This is a genomic window from Acuticoccus sp. I52.16.1, from assembly GCF_022865125.1.
GTDB lineage: Bacteria > Pseudomonadota > Alphaproteobacteria > Rhizobiales > Amorphaceae > Acuticoccus.
Genome location: NZ_CP094828.1, coordinates 953,368 through 967,337, shown reverse-complemented (window position 1 = coordinate 967,337; position 13,970 = coordinate 953,368). Strand labels below are relative to the sequence as shown.

The 13,970-nt window shown below is 69.4% G+C and carries 13 protein-coding genes; 4 read left to right on the top strand and 9 right to left on the bottom strand.

What is annotated here, in order from left to right; all coding sequences use genetic code 11:
- The first annotated feature begins 166 nt into the window (after positions 1-166).
- Positions 167-1,867 (top strand): calcium-binding protein, encoded by a 1,701-nt coding sequence (locus MRB58_RS04325; protein ID WP_244780488.1) that lies wholly within the window; start codon positions 167-169, stop codon positions 1,865-1,867.
- Here MRB58_RS04325 and MRB58_RS04320 read toward each other — a convergent pair.
- A complete protein-coding gene (locus tag MRB58_RS04320) occupies positions 1,855-3,231 on the bottom strand; it encodes a DNA polymerase IV (RefSeq protein WP_244780487.1) in 1,377 nt (458 codons plus the stop codon). The two genes, MRB58_RS04325 and MRB58_RS04320, sit on opposite strands and share 13 nt — an antisense overlap.
- A gap of 45 nt (positions 3,232-3,276) precedes the next feature.
- A complete protein-coding gene (locus MRB58_RS04315; protein WP_244780484.1) occupies positions 3,277-3,630 on the bottom strand; it encodes a DUF3572 domain-containing protein in 354 nt (117 codons plus the stop codon).
- A gap of 90 nt (positions 3,631-3,720) precedes the next feature.
- On the opposite strand from MRB58_RS04315, the gene MRB58_RS04310 reads away from it, so the two are divergent.
- Positions 3,721-4,089 (top strand): response regulator, encoded by a 369-nt coding sequence (locus MRB58_RS04310; protein WP_244780483.1) that lies wholly within the window; start codon positions 3,721-3,723, stop codon positions 4,087-4,089.
- Here the strand turns inward: MRB58_RS04310 and rpmG are convergent, their stop codons facing one another.
- The 6 genes from rpmG to rnr all read right to left on the bottom strand — a co-directional run bounded on the left by rpmG (position 4,090) and on the right by rnr (position 9,607).
- The gene (gene rpmG / locus MRB58_RS04305) at positions 4,090-4,257 is read right to left on the bottom strand and encodes a 50S ribosomal protein L33 (protein ID WP_244780482.1); all 168 of its coding nucleotides are present in this window, start codon (positions 4,255-4,257) and stop codon (positions 4,090-4,092) included.
- A gap of 102 nt (positions 4,258-4,359) precedes the next feature.
- Positions 4,360-5,619 carry an MFS transporter gene (locus MRB58_RS04300; protein WP_244780481.1) on the bottom strand — a complete coding sequence of 420 codons (1,260 nt, stop codon included), beginning with the start codon at positions 5,617-5,619 and terminating at the stop codon, positions 4,360-4,362.
- 204 nt (positions 5,620-5,823) lie between these two features.
- Positions 5,824-6,570, bottom strand: a complete 747-nt coding sequence (locus MRB58_RS04295) for an NUDIX domain-containing protein (protein WP_244780480.1) — start codon at positions 6,568-6,570, stop codon at positions 5,824-5,826.
- The gene (locus MRB58_RS04290) at positions 6,567-7,019 is read right to left on the bottom strand and encodes a DUF983 domain-containing protein (protein ID WP_244780479.1); all 453 of its coding nucleotides are present in this window, start codon (positions 7,017-7,019) and stop codon (positions 6,567-6,569) included. The genes MRB58_RS04295 and MRB58_RS04290 overlap by 4 nt, the downstream gene beginning before the upstream one ends.
- On the bottom strand, positions 7,016-7,399 hold the full coding sequence (locus tag MRB58_RS04285; RefSeq protein ID WP_244780478.1) for a DUF983 domain-containing protein: 384 nt from the start codon (positions 7,397-7,399) through the stop codon (positions 7,016-7,018). The genes MRB58_RS04290 and MRB58_RS04285 overlap by 4 nt, the downstream gene beginning before the upstream one ends.
- A gap of 30 nt (positions 7,400-7,429) precedes the next feature.
- On the bottom strand, positions 7,430-9,607 hold the full coding sequence (gene rnr / locus MRB58_RS04280) for a ribonuclease R (RefSeq protein WP_244780477.1): 2,178 nt from the start codon (positions 9,605-9,607) through the stop codon (positions 7,430-7,432).
- Between the two features lie 214 nt (positions 9,608-9,821).
- On the opposite strand from rnr, the gene MRB58_RS04275 reads away from it, so the two are divergent.
- Positions 9,822-10,313 carry a GFA family protein gene (locus tag MRB58_RS04275; protein WP_244780476.1) on the top strand — a complete coding sequence of 164 codons (492 nt, stop codon included), beginning with the start codon at positions 9,822-9,824 and terminating at the stop codon, positions 10,311-10,313.
- 61 nt (positions 10,314-10,374) lie between these two features.
- Here the strand turns inward: MRB58_RS04275 and MRB58_RS04270 are convergent, their stop codons facing one another.
- The gene (locus tag MRB58_RS04270; RefSeq protein ID WP_244780475.1) at positions 10,375-10,650 is read right to left on the bottom strand and encodes a hypothetical protein; all 276 of its coding nucleotides are present in this window, start codon (positions 10,648-10,650) and stop codon (positions 10,375-10,377) included.
- Positions 10,651-10,839: 189 nt separating this feature from the next.
- Here MRB58_RS04270 and topA point away from each other — a divergent pair, with 189 nt between their 5' ends.
- Positions 10,840-13,653, top strand: coding sequence for a type I DNA topoisomerase (gene topA / locus MRB58_RS04265; protein WP_244780473.1), 2,814 nt, complete (start codon positions 10,840-10,842; stop codon positions 13,651-13,653).
- Positions 13,654-13,970: the final 317 nt, after the last annotated feature.

Genomic DNA, 13,970 nt, shown 5'->3' with positions numbered 1-13,970 from the left:
ACCGCGGCGGTAAGATCGCGGGCATGTGGCGGGAGGACTTGTGACCGACGTGGTTTTTGACGAAGTCGCGCGCCTTTGGGGGCCGCCACCGTTTTCTGGGGTCGGATCCGTCGAAGTCGTGGGGGCCGGGAACAGCGCGCGGATCTTCGTTGCCGGTTTCAGCGACGTGGGCGGGGGACGCATCGACGAGTTCGCGCTCCAGGCCGACGGCGCCCTCGATCGGGTCTCAGAGGATATCGTCGACGGTCTGTCCTGGCATGGTTCTTTCGTGACGGTCGAGACGTCGGACGGACCGTTGCTCCTCTACCACCAGCCGCCTTATGCCGGGTCCGTGCACGGCAGCGACCTGGCCTATGACATCGGCGGGACGCTGGACCGCATCGCGGGCCCGACCCAGCACCTCGCCAGCGTGAGCCTTCCCGACGTGGCGGTCGCCCAGATCGGCGGCGAGGCCTACCTGATCTCCGCACGCGAGCCGCGCAACGGGCCGCCGGCGCTCGTCTCGAGCCGGGTCGCCGACGATGGCTCCCTCACGGTAACGGACACGGTGGACCTTGGCGGCGCCATCGGCAGCGAAATCGCTGTGGCCGAGCTGCGCGACCGGGCGCTGATTTTCCGCGGAGGCAACACCTACGAGACGCTGCGGGCCGACGGTGCGTTCGGCCCCACGGTGACCTTCGACGCGCCGGCGACATCCTACGAACAGATCGAAGTCCTCGAATTCGGTGGCCTCGATCATCTCTTCACCGCGTCGGCGGGCGCGGGGGCGCTGGGGGGGCTCATCGTGCGCCGCAACGGCGCGATCGGCACCTTCGACACGGGTGTCGACGTGTCGGGTATCGTCGACATGGGGAGCGGGACGGTCTGGGGGCAGAGCTTCCTCGTCACGCTCTCGGTCGGTGCGCCCGGTGAAGACGAGCGCCTGACGCTCTACGAGGTGTCGGGCACCGGCACGCTCACCGAGCTCGCCACCACGACGCACGAGGTGGATCTGTCGGCCTACACCGAGGGCGGCCTCGTGCTGGCCTACGCCGGCGGCGGGCTGCACGTCGTGTTCAGCTCCATCATGGACCCGTCCGAGGATCCGGTCTGGCCGTTCGGAGGGGACGAGGAGGTCCTCTTCTATCGCATCGACGGCCTCACGCTGGACGGAGCCCCCACGGAAGGCGACGACGACCTCGACGGCACCGCCGGCACCGCCGGCGGCGACGTGATCGACGCGTTGGCCGGCGCCGATACCGTCGCGGGGCTTGACGGGGCGGACCGAATCTCCGGCCGCCTCGGCGCCGACGTGCTGGGCGGGGGGCGCGGCGACGACGCGATCTTCGGCGGGCGTGGCGCGGACACGCTGCACGGGCAGGGCGGCGACGACACGCTGCACGGCCAGGAGGGCGCCGACGCGATCGAGGGCGATCGCGGCGGCGACATGTTGTGGGGCGGCGGCGGTCACGACGTCCTCTCCGGCGAAGGGGGCGACGACACGCTCGTCGGCGGGGACGGTCACGATCACCTGTCGGACGCTCGCGGCGACGACAGGCTGTGGGGCGGCGCCGGGGCGGATACGCTCTGCGGCGGTGCGGGCGCGGATACGCTGACCGGCGGCGCCGGCGCGGACGTCTTCCGGTTCCTCCCCCAGGGCGCGCGCGACACGGTGACCGACTTTCAACCCGGCCGCGACACGCTCGACTTCTCGACCTTCGGCATCGACGATCCGGGCGCAGACCCGCGGGTCGCGGTGCGCGGTATCGGCGCGCGGGACACTCTGGTGAAGGTGGGCGATTCCTCGGTCGTGCTCCTCGGCGTCCAGCCGGAGGAGGTCGACCTCGACGCGATGGTGTTCGGCCCGGACCCCTTTTACTCGCTCTGACCTCGCGGCCGGCGGCCGGCGGTCGGAGCGCCGGGTCCGGGCTCTGCGGCGCGGTGGTCGTCCGTGCGCGGGACGTCCGGCCGGGAATGCCGCTGCGGGCGCGAGAGCGAGAGGCCGGTCACCACGGCGTCGTCGCCGAAGCGGGCGCGCAGCGCGTCCATGGCGCGCTCGGCCTTGCCGAGGCGGGTGCGGGCGGGGTCGAACAGCTCCTCGCCGTCGGCCTCGCCGGCGGGCACCAGGCCGCTGATGCCGATGCCGATGAGGCGGTAGGGCTGCCCCTCGGGCTCGGCGAGCAGCAGCGCCTTGCCGACGGCGAAGATGCGGTGCGCCATCGCGGTCGGCCCCTCGAGACTCTCGGAGCGGGAGATCGTGCGGAACTGCGGCGTCTTCAGCTTCAGCGTGATGGTGCGCCCGCCGATCTCGGCCGCCTTCGCCCGCGTCGAGACTTTCTCCGACAGGTGGCGCAGCAGGGCGAGCAGCGTGTGCCGGTCGGCGATGTCCGCCTCGAAAGTCTCCTCGGCGGAGACCGATTTCCGTTCGCTCGACGGGTCGACGGCACGGTCGTCCTTGCCGTGCGCGAGGCGCTTCAGGCGCTGCCCGGTTTCACCGAAGCGCCGCATCAGGTCGGTCAGGTTGGCGCGCTGCACGTCGCGCACAAGACGCACGCCGCCGGCCTCCAGCTTGCGTGCCGCGGCGGGACCGACCCCCGGCAGGCGCGTCACCGGCTCGTCCGCGAGGCGTGCCTCGGCATCGACCTGGCCGACCACCGTGTAGCCGCGCGGCTTGTCGGCGTCCGAGGCGAACTTGGCCAGGAACTTGTTGGGCGCGAGACCGACCGAGACGGTGATGCCGATCTCGTCCTCCACGCGCTTGGCGAAACGGGCCATGACGGCGGCGGGTGGCGCCCCGTGCAGCCGCTCGGTGCCGGACAGGTCGAGGAAGGCCTCGTCGATCGACAGCGGCTGAACCAGGGGCGTCAGCGCCTTCATCCGGTCGCGCACCTCGCGCCCCGCGGCGACATATTTCTCGAAGTTGGGGCGGACCACCACCGCGTCGGGGCAGGCCTGCAACGCCTTGAACATCGGCATCGCCGAGCGAACGCCGTGGATGCGGGCGAGGTAGCAGCAGGTGGAGACCACCCCGCGCCGGCCGCCGCCGACGATCACCGGCACATCGCGCAGCGACGGGTCGTCGCGCTTTTCCACAGCCGCGAAGAAGGCGTCACAGTCGACATGGGCGATGACGAGCGCGGTCAGTTCGGCGTGTCGCACCAAGCGCGGGCTGCGGCAGCGCGGGCAACGGGTCGGCGCGTCGATGGGAAGAATCGCCGCGCAGTCCCGGCAGAGCGCGGCGGCGGCGCTCATCGTGCGGCGCCGAACGGGGAGGGAGCGCCCGGCAGCGCGGGCATCCTAGGCCCAGTCGTCGTGGGGGCGGGGCGGCCAGCCGTCGTCGGCGACCGAGCCGGCGACAGGGTCGCCGCCGACGCGCCGCTCGAGCGCCTGGCGGGCGCGCACGATGGCGTCGGGCGTGGTTTCCTGGGCTTCGGCGACGGCGATGAGCACCCGTTCGTCGGCCAGCACGAAGTCGAGAAGGCCCGCGATGAAGGTCGGGGATGACGCCGCATCGCGCAGGGTGGTCGGATCCAGGCCCGTGAGCGCGAAGAAGCGGCTCATCGTCTTCGGTTCCGTCGCAAAGTAGGATAGAGCGGCGATGGCGATGGTGCCGGCGTCGGGGTCGTCCGCGTTGCGGCGGGACCTCGTCACGGGGTGGCGCGGCGATCGACTTGACGGCACGGTCAACGCCCCACACACAGGCGAGGACGCCGCTGTGGCGTGGTCACAAATGGAGTGCGCATGGCCCACAGGGTGCTCATCGTGGAAGACAACGAGCTGAATATGAAGCTCTTCCACGATCTGCTCGAGGCGAGCGGGATGGAAATCCTGGAAACGCGCAACGGGATCGACGCCTTGAAGGTGGCCAAAGCAGAGCGGCCGGATCTCATCGTGATGGACATCCAGCTTCCCGAGATGTCCGGCCTGGAGGTGACGGAGCAGATCAAGTCGGACCCCGACTTGAAGCCGATCCCCGTCATCGCGGTGACGGCATTTGCGATGAAGGGCGACGAGGAACGCATCCGCGCCGCCGGTTGTGAGGCCTACCTGTCGAAGCCCATCTCGATCGATCGCTTCATCTCGACGATCAAGTCGTTCCTGCCGAAGTGATTATTTGATTTTCGCTTCGCGGAATTCGACGTGCTTCTTGGCGACCGGGTCGTACTTGGTCTTGGCCATCTTCTCGGTCATGGTCCGCGTGTTCTTTTTGGTGACGTAGAAGTAGCCGGTGTCCGCGGTCGACACGAGCTTGACTTTGATGGTGTTGGCCTTCGCCATAGGAGCCTCCGACGCCGCCCCGCGGCGCAAACTGAAGTGAGCTGAACAAACCTTGCTGATGGGGGGCGGATGCGCCCCTGTCAAGCCTTCGGGGCGCGACAGTCAATCGCCCACCCCATCGGACAGGATCCTGAGCGAGCCCAAGATCACGTAGATGGCGAAAATCACCGCGATGGCAATGGCAAATCCATGCGGCGGGAAGAGATCGAGCCCGGCACCCAACGAAATCGGGCCGATCAGCATGCCGAACGCGTACATCATCACGAAGGCGGCGTTGGCCGAGGCGAGGTCGGCGCCGTGGTAGCGCTCGCCGAGCTGCGTCAGGCCGATCGTATAGAGGCCGGTGACGATGCCGCCGGTGACGAAGAGCACGGCCAGCAGCAGCACGAAATGGTCATGCACCAGCGGGATCAGCAATGCCCCCACCGCGCCGACCGCCGCCGAGCCGAGCAGCAGGACGCGCTTGTTCACCTTGTCGGCGAGGTAGCCGATGGGGATCTGCGAAAGGATGTTGCCGACCGCCACCGCGCTGACCAGCACGACCGAGTGGCTCGCCGCCAGGCCGATCGCGGTGCCGTAGAGCGGCAGGATCGCCGTGCCGCCGGACTCGACCGCGCCGAACACCAGCGCCGCGAACAGCGCCAGCGGGGCGAGCGCGACGTAACGCAGGAGGTTCTTCTGCCCGCCGTCCGGCAGCAGCGGCTCCCGCCCGGAGACGAAGAGCACCGGCACGGTGGCCGCCAGGATCGCCGTCGCGCCGATGGCGAAGGGGAGGACCCCCTCGGTGCCGACCAGCGCCAGGATCAGCGGGCCGATGGAGATGCCGATGGACAGGAACGCGGTGTAGATCCCCACCACGAAGCCCCGCCGGTCGGGCGGCGCGAGGCAGCCGATCCAGAACTCCGTCAGCGCGAAGATCAGCGTAATGGAGGCGGAGAAGACGAACCGCAGCGGAAACCACAGGACGAACGGCTTCACCACGAAGAAGCCCATCAACGTGACCGACATGGCGACGAAGGCGAGCACGATCACCCGCGCGGTGCCGAAGCGGCGCGCCAGCGTGGTGACGAAGGGGAGCACCATGATCGCCGCGATGCCGGCGACGGCGGTGTTGACGCCGACCAGCGACGGCGAGATGCCGCGCCGCTCCAGCACGATCGACAACAACGGCAGGCTCAGCGACAACGCCGCGCCCACGCCGGTGATGCCGCTGATCACGGCCACGAGCGCCCACAGATCGGTCGGTCCCTTGGGCGGCCGGCGGGAGTCCTTGGGCAAGGGGCGGCCGGGCGTCGCAGCGAAGGGATCGGCGGCGATCGAGTGCGACATCGAGGCCACAGTCTGGCGAGACGTCTGGTCCATGGCTCCGACGGGGTACGCGCTACGCGTTGTCTTTGGCCGAAAATTCCGGCGAGCGCCAGCGGCTATCGGTGGCGCAATGCAGGTGTGTGAACGGCGGGGGGCATCGGTGATGCGCCAGCGTCGCACTTCGGCCGGCGGGGCGGGGGCCGGCGCGCCCCGTCTCGCCGGCGCGGGGCACCGGTCGCCCCCGCGCAGACCGGCGGCCTAGAGAACCACCATCTTTCGCTCGCCGCGGACCATGCGGAAGAAGGGCACGTCGCCGCCGGCGGCGAGGTCCGGGCCGGCGGCCAGCCGTTCGGCCAGACTGTCGATCACGATGTGGGTGATGCCGGGAAGCTCCAGCTTGCGCGCCTCGTCCAGCGTCACCCAGGCGATCTCCTCCAGCTCCGCGTCCTCGCCGACGCGCGTCGGGTCGATCTCGGCGATCGCCTCGCGGGGGATGGCGAAGAAGCGGGTATCGAATCGGCGCGGCCGGCCGGGCGGGGTCACCGCGCGGAAGACATAGCGCAGGGCCGAGAAGTCGAGCCCGATCCCGCGGTCGCGGAAGGCCTGCCAGGCCGGGCCGTTGGGCAGCGTCGCCGCGCCCTTGGTGCCGACGAGAACGCCGGTCTCCTCGTAGACCTCGCGGATCGCCGCCGCGCCGAGCGCGCGCGCTCGAGCCTCGCCGTGGCTGGAGCGCATCGCGGTGGTCAGCTTGCCGAGCGTCGCCGGATCGAACGTGGCTTCGAGCTTCACGCGCGCGTCGGTCGGGTCCACGCGGCCGCCGGGGAAGACGAACCGGCCGGGCATGAACACGTGCCTCATCGAGCGCCGCCCCATCAGCACCGAGGGACCCTCACGGTCGATCAGGATGAGGGTGGCGGCGTCGCGGATCGTGACGCGGCGGTGGCCCTCGGCCTTGCCGGCGGCTGCGTCGCGCTTCAGCCGCTCGGCGGCGGTCGCCTCGCTCACGCGTCGCCCCCCGCGTAGTCCGGGTCGAACCCGTGCATCAGGTTGGCCCATTGCAGGCCGACGAGCATACCTTTCACCGGGCGCATCAGGAGGAGGGACATCACCACCGTCATCGGCAGGAAGATGGCGGCGTGCAGCCACAGCTGGGGGGTCATCATCATCTCGTAGAGCAGCATGATCGCGATCACGACGTGGCCGACGATCATCATCACGATGTAGGGCGGCGCATCGTCGGCGCGGTGGTGGTGGAGCGCCTCGCCACAGGTCGGGCAGGCATCGGCGACCTTGATGAAGCCGTCGTAGAGGCCGCCGTCGCCGCATGCGGGGCAGCGCGCCTTCGTCCCGTTCCACATCGCCCGCCAGACCGAACGGGTCGCCAGCAGGTCGTCGCGGTCGATGGCGAAGTCCGCGCTGGGATCGGCCGGTCGCCCGGCCATGCGTTGGCTCATGCGTCCCCCCCTGGGCTGTTGGGATTGAAACCGTGCATGCGCTTGGCCCACTGCAACCCGATCATGACGCCCTTGGTGGGGCGCAGCAGAACCAGCGACAGGATCACCGTCATCGGCAGGAAGATCACCGCATGCACCCATAGCGCCGGCTCGTAGGCGATCTCGACGTAGAACATCACGCCGATCACGAAGATGCCGACGAACGACATCACGATGTAAGGCGGCGCATCGTCGGCGCGGTGGTGGTAGAGCGCCTCGCCGCAGACCGGGCAATGATCGTTCACCGCCAGGAATCCGTTGAACAGCGCACCGGTGCCGCAGTTGGGGCAGCGGCCCATCATGCCTCGCGTCATCGCCTCGAAGAGCGGGCGGTCGTTCATCGCTGGCACCCTCTCATCGCTGGTCCCGTGTCATCGGCGGCCACGGCGGACCGGACGCCGGTCGCGCGCGGGGCGGGCGGGGCGACGGCCTTTGCGCTGCAGCTTGGCGGTGGGCTGATGGTCGATCACGTCGAACCGCAGCGCGCCGGAGAAGGGGGCCGCCTCCATCAGCCGCACGGTGACGTCGTCGCCGAGGCGGAAGGTCGTGCCCGTCGCCTCGCCGATGAGGGCCTGCGCCGCTTCGTCGTAGATCATGAACTCGTTGCCGAGGGTGGAGATCGGCACGAACCCGTCCGCTCCGGTGTCGTTCAGCTTGACGAAGAGCCCCGCCTTGGTGACGCCGCCGATGCGCCCCTCGAACGTGGCGCCGACCTTGTCCACCAGCCACTGGGCGATCAGGCGATCCGTCGTCTCGCGCTCGGCCACCATCGAGCGGCGCTCGGTCTGCGAGATCTCGGTGCCGATCTGCCCCAGCTCCTCGATCGCCTCGTCCGTCAGTCCGTCCTTGCCGAGTCCTTCGGCGCGGATCAGCGCGCGGTGGACGACGAGGTCGGCATAGCGGCGGATGGGAGAGGTGAAGTGCGCGTAGCGCCGCAGCGACAGGCCGAAGTGGCCGATATTGTCCGGCGCGTACTCGGCTTGCGCCTGGCTGCGCAGGATCACCTCGTTGACGAGCTGGGCGTTCTGCGTCCCCGCGACCTTGGCGAGGATGCCGTTGAAGTCGCTCGGCCGCACGCCGACGGCGCGCGCCAGCTTCAGCTCCAGCGTGGCCAGAAACTCCTTCAGGAGGTCGATCTTCTCCAGGCTCGGCTGATCGTGGATCCGGTAGAGGAGGGGGATGCCGGCCTTCTCGCACGTCTCCGCCGCGGCGACGTTCGACTGGATCATGAACTCTTCGATGAGCTTGTGCGCATCGAGCCGCTCGGGGACGATCACCCGGTCGACCTGGCCATCGGGGGTCAGCAGGATCTTGCGCTCGGGCAGGTCGAGTTCCAGAGGGTCGCGCGCGTCGCGCCCCTTCATCAGACAGCGGTACGCCGCCCACAGGTTCTCGATCAGCGGGGCGACGTCGGACGGCTGACCCTCCGCGATCTTCTGCGCCTCCTGGTAGGCGAGGCGGCGCTCGGAGCGCATCAGCACGCGATGGAAGGAGTGGCGCTGTTTGCGTCCGTCGCCGGCGAACACCATGCGAACCGCCATCGCCGGCCGCACCTCGCCCTCGCGCAGCGAGCACAGGTCGTTGGAGATGCGCTCCGGCAGCATCGGCACGACGCGATCGGGGAAGTAGGTGGAGTTGCCGCGCAGCCGAGCCTCGGTATCCATCGGCGAGCCGGCGGTCACATAATAGGCGACGTCGGCGATGGCGACGGTGACGACGTGGCCGCCTTCGTTGTGCGGGTCCGGCTCGGCGAAGACGGCGTCGTCGTGGTCCTTGGCGTCCGCCGGGTCGATGGTGAGGAAGGGGATGTCGCGCCAGTCCTCGCGGCCTTCGAGGTTCGCGGGCTCGGCCGCCGCGGCGGCGGCGAGCACGCGCTCGGGGAACTGGTTGGGGATACCGTGGGCGTGGATCGCCAGCAGCGACACCGCCTGCTCGGAGCCGACGGGGCCGATGACCTCGACGATGCGGGCCGAGCGGCCGCGGTCGACCTCGATGCGCACCAGCGTGTCGTTGGGGATGTCCTTCACCGCGTCCGGGTGGACGAAGTAGGTGTCCCGTTCCTTCTTGGTGGTGGGCGAGAGCTGCGGCTTGTCGCCGAAGCGCTCCAGCACCGCCAGCGTCGAGGCCGGGCGCCGCTCGATCACCTTGATGACCTTGCCGACGGGGCGCCCGTCGTCCTCGTCGTAGGAGATGCGGGCCAGCAGGCGGTCGCCCATGCCGGGCGCCGGCTTGGTGCCGATGAGGACGACCTTGGGGCGCGGCTCGTCGTGCTCCCAGCTCGTCGGCTCGGCGATCAGGTCGCCGTCGCCGGTGCGGCCGGTGACCGACAGGAGTGCGACGCGCGGCAGCTCGCCGGGGCGGGACAGGCGCTTGCCGGCCTTGGCGATCAGGCCTTCCTCGGCCATATCGGCCAGCAGCGCCTTCAACTCGACGCGGCCGGCGCCCTTGACGTTGAAGGCCTTGGCGATCTCGCGCTTGCCGACACGACCCGGGCTGTCGGCGACGAAGCGCAGGATCTCATCGCGCGTGGGAACGGGGGCTTTGGACATTCGTTCTATGTGAGGTCGCCGGCTGCGCCCGTCGAGGTGGGTCGGTGAGGTCGCCGACGAGCCAACTCACCGGGGGGTGGTATATACACCCTCTTATGCGCGTTCCGGCGTCCCACTTCTACCCCGGCGTGGCCTATGCCTCTTCACGGCGTGGCCCGCCTCGCCCCGCGGACCGCGCCGCGGGATGGCCGGCACAACCGGAGGACACCCCATCATGCCCATGACACTCGACGGATCCTGCCGGTGCGGCGCGGTGCGTTTCACGCTCGTCAGCCACACCCCGGTGCCCTACCAGCGGTGCTACTGCGCGATCTGCCGCAAGACGCAAGGCGGAGGCGGCTACGCCATCAACCTCGGCGGTCAGGCCGACAGTCTCGACGTGACCGGCGCGGATGCGCTCGGCGTCTACCAGGCCCGGATCGAGGACGGGGGCGTGTGCCGCACGTCCTCGGGGCAACGCAACTTCTGTAAACATTGCGGGACGGCGCTCTGGCTCTACGACCCTACATGGCCGGAGCTGGTCCATCCCTTCGCCTCGGCGATCGACACGCCCCTGCCCATCGCACCGGAGCAGACCCATATCATGCTGGCGTTCAAGCCCGATTGGGTCGAGCTGCAACTCAAGCCGGGCGACGGCTGCTTCGAACGATACCCGCAGGAGAGCCTCGACGATTGGCATCGCGCCAGGGGGCTCTGGGTCGAGTGACGGCCGCGCACGGCCTTTGACAGGGCCCGCCACATGACGCCATGTGGGCGAGATCGGACGATCAGCGGGCGTGCGACGGGGGCAGCTCGCCGTGGAACTCGGCGGTGCGGGGCGGCTGCTGCGGGGCACGATGCAACGCGGCCTCCTCACGCGCTACCTCGAGAAGGTAGGCGAGGAAGCCCAGCCCGCTCTGTTCGGCGAGCGCGACGAGTTCGCCGGACATCTGTTCGATATAATCCGCGGCTTCGCGCGGTGAGTGGCCGAGTTCCTTGGCCGGGATAACCGTCTTCGCGGCGGCCATCTGTTCGCTCAAGGCTGGCATGGTGCTCTCCTTCATCGTGAAGAATCGGTGGCACGCTCACACTGCACCGGGTGGCTGGCCTCAACCTTGCCGGGTTCTGAAGCGCTTTCTTGAGTTGTGATATTGGGGAGACATCGTCATCGCTGAGCAGGAAGTTGGGCTCTGCCCCTTTGCGTCGACGGCCAACCGCCTCTATGTGCGGGACGGCTTGAGGGGGGCCACCGAATGAACGTCGTTGTCGTCGAGTCTCCGGCCAAGGCGAAGACTATCAACAAGTACCTGGGGTCCGACTACCACGTGGTCGCGTCCTACGGTCACGTGCGCGATCTGCCGCCGAAGGACGGGTCGGTCGACCCCGACAACGACTTCTTCATGCTGTGGCAGGTCGACGCGAAAGCCGCCAAGCGCCTCAACGACCTCGCCAAGGCCGTAAAGGACGCCGACCGCCTGATCCTCGCGACCGACCCGGATCGCGAGGGCGAGGCGATCTCCTGGCACGTCCTGCAGGTGCTAAAGGACAAGAAGGCGCTCAAGTCGCAGACGGTGCAGCGGGTGGTGTTCAACGCCATCACCAAGCAGGCCGTGCTCGACGCGATGGCCGCCCCGCGCGACATCGAGGAGCACCTCGTCGACGCCTACCGTGCTCGCCGCGCGCTGGACTATCTCGTCGGCTTCAACCTGTCGCCGGTCCTGTGGCGCAAGCTGCCGGGCTCGCGGTCGGCGGGCCGCGTGCAGTCCGTGGCGCTGCGCCTGGTGTGCGACCGCGAGGCCGAGATCGAGCGGTTCGTCGCCCAGGAATATTGGTCCGTTATCACGACGCTCGCCAACCCGGCGGGCGACACCTTCGACGCCCGCGTCGCCGTGCTCGACGGCAAGCGGGTCGATCGCCTCGCCATCAAGAGCGAGGCCGACGCGACGGCGATCGTCGACCACCTCAAGGTGGCGGACTTCGACGCCGTCTCGGTCGAGGCCAAGCCGCAGAAGCGCAATCCGGCCCCGCCGTTCACCACGTCGACCCTGCAGCAGGAGGCGAGCCGCAAGCTCGGCTTCTCTTCGGCGCGCACCATGCAGGTGGCGCAGAAGCTCTACGAGGGCATCGACCTCGGCGGTGAGACGGTGGGTCTCATCACCTACATGCGAACCGACGGCGTGCAGATGGCGCCCGAGGGGATCAGCGCGATCCGCCGCCTCGTCGGCAAGGACTACGCCGAGACCTACCTGCCCGAGAAGCCGCGCTATTACGCCACCAAGGCGAAGAACGCGCAGGAGGCCCACGAGGCAATCCGCCCGACCGACCCGTTCCGCCGCCCCGCGCAGATGAAGCGCTATCTCGGCGACGACGAGTTCCGTCTTTATGATCTCGTCTGGAAGCGCGCGATGGCGAGCCAGATGCAGTCGGCCGAGTTCGAGCGCACCACGGTCGACATCGACGCCAAGGCCGGCGGCAAGACGATCGGCCTGCGCGCAACGGGCTCGGTCATGCTGTTCGACGGCTTCCTGTCGGTCTACATGGAGGGCCGGGACGACGACTCGGACGACGACGACGGCGGCCGCCTGCCGAAGATCGCTCAGGGCGACGCGCTCCGCCGCGAGGCGGTAAAGCCGGCACAGCACTTCACCGAGCCGCCGCCCCGCTACACCGAGGCGACGCTCATCAAGAAGATGGAGGAGCTGGGCATCGGCCGCCCCTCCACCTACACCGCCACCCTGTCCACCCTGCGCGACCGCGAGTACGTCGAACTCGACAAGAAGCGGCTCGTGCCCGGATCCAAGGGGCGGATGGTCACGGCCTTCCTGGAGAGCTTCTTCGAGCGCTACGTCGAGTACGGCTTCACCGCCGACCTCGAGGAGAAGCTCGACGCGATCTCCGACGGCCGGCTCGACTGGCGCCAGGTGCTGCGCGAGTTCTGGGCGGACTTCTCCAAGCAGATCGGCGAGGTGCTGGAAGTGCGCACCGCGGCGGTGCTCGACGCGCTGAACGAGGACCTCGCCCCGCTCATCTACCCGCCGCGGCCGGACGGTTCGGACCCGCGCATCTGCCCGGTGTGCGGCTCGGGCAACCTGTCGCTGAAGACCTCGCGCTACGGCGCCTTCATCGGCTGCTCCAACTACCCGGAGTGCAACTACACCCGCGAGTTCGGCGACGATCCGAATGCCGACCCGAAGCCGACCGGCCCGCAGGTTCTGGGCGTCCATCCGGACACCGGCAAGGAAATCCACCTCAAGACCGGCCGCTTCGGGCCCTACATCGAGTTGGCGAGCGACGAGGGCGAGAAGCCGCCGCGCTCCTCGCTGCCGAAGGGGTGGGCGCCGGAGGAGATCACGCTGGAGAAGGCGATCGCGCTGCTGTCGTTGCCGCGTGACGTCGGCCAGCATCCGGAGACGCAGGAGCCGATCCAGGCCGGCCTCGGGCGCTATGGGCCCTACCTCCTCTACGGCGGCAAATACTCCAAGCTCGAATCGATCGACGACGTGTTCGAGATCGGCCTCAACCGGGCCGTCGCGATGATCGCCGAGCGCAAGGAGGGCAAGGGCTTCGGCCGCACGCCCGCCGCGCTGAAGACGCTCGGCGCCCACCCTTCGGGCGGTGAGGTCACCGTGCGCGAGGGCCGCTACGGGCCGTACGTCAACCACGGCAAGGTCAATGCGACGCTGCCGAAGGGGACCGACCCGCAGGCCGTTACCCTCGAAGAGGCGCTGAAGCTGATCGAGGAGCGGGCCGGCAAGGCGCCGAAGGCCAAAGCGAAGACGGCCTCCAAGGCGAAGACGGCGACCAAGACGACGAAGGCGAAGGCCGGGACCAAGACGAGCGCCGCCAAGGCGAAGACGACCAAGGCGAAAGCCGACGACGCGCTCGTGGAGGACGACGCCGAGCCGGCCAAGCCGAAGGCCACGGCGAAGAAGGCCCCCGCGAAGTCGGCCGCCGCGAAGGCGACGCCCGCGAAGAAGAACGTCGGGACGAAGGCCGCGGCCGCCAAGTCCACCGGCGGTGCGGCCAAGAGCAGCGGCAAGGACGACACGCCGCCCTGGGAAGAGTAGGCCGGGGGCGGCATCGCCCGCCCCTTCGGAAGAGGCGATGGCGGTCGGCCCCGCAGCGACGCGGTGCGCCGCTGCCGATGGCGCGGCGATGCGATCGCAGCGCCTCCGGCTCGGATTTACGGCGTGCCGCCGGCTCGGATTTGCGGCGTGCCGCTGGCACGGATTTGCGGCGTGCCGCCGGCACGGATGGGCGGTGTGCCGGCGATCGCGGCGGAACGGGTGGGTATTCGCCCACCGCGGCCGTGCCTTGCCTGCCGGGCGCGGCTTTCCCATTCTTCCCCTCGTGCGGGCGCCGGTCGCGCCCCCGCATGCGTTTG